The sequence below is a fragment of the Mycobacterium simiae genome (assembly GCF_008370645.1).
In the GTDB taxonomy this organism is placed as follows: Bacteria; Actinomycetota; Actinomycetes; order Mycobacteriales; family Mycobacteriaceae; genus Mycobacterium; species Mycobacterium simiae_A.
In genome coordinates this window covers 1-341 of the sequence record NZ_VTZN01000588.1, presented here as the reverse complement: position 1 = coordinate 341, position 341 = coordinate 1, and the positions used below count along the sequence as shown (strand labels likewise).

Here is a 341-nt window from a genome sequence, read left to right as displayed (position 1 = left end):
GGTTCTGCGCGCCACCGGCGATCGACACCGATACGTCCCGCATCACCGCGCCCCGGTCGTGGAACACCTCAGGCCGCGACAACGCAACTGACAAGCCGCTGGTCAGGCCGGTCGCATCGGCCAGCATGCGCGAAATCACGTTGCCGGCGTGCCCGACCACATCGTCGCCGCGGACCTCGACCCGAAGACTCTTGGACCAATCCGTAGCAGCCTGCATCTGGTAGGTGCACTCCCGTCATGGATACTGGAATCACGAACACCATGATTATCCTTGCGGCAGCGTACTTTTCGCGACACCAATACACCCAAGCCCGATTTACATGAAATTTTGAGGTCCATGA

The 341-nt window shown here is 60.1% G+C and carries 1 pseudogene; it reads right to left on the bottom strand.

Annotated elements, in window-relative coordinates:
- Nucleotides 1–217: pseudogene (locus F0Q45_RS27015) on the bottom strand (IS1380 family transposase); the annotation flags it as partial.
- Nucleotides 218–341 lie beyond the last annotated feature (124 nt).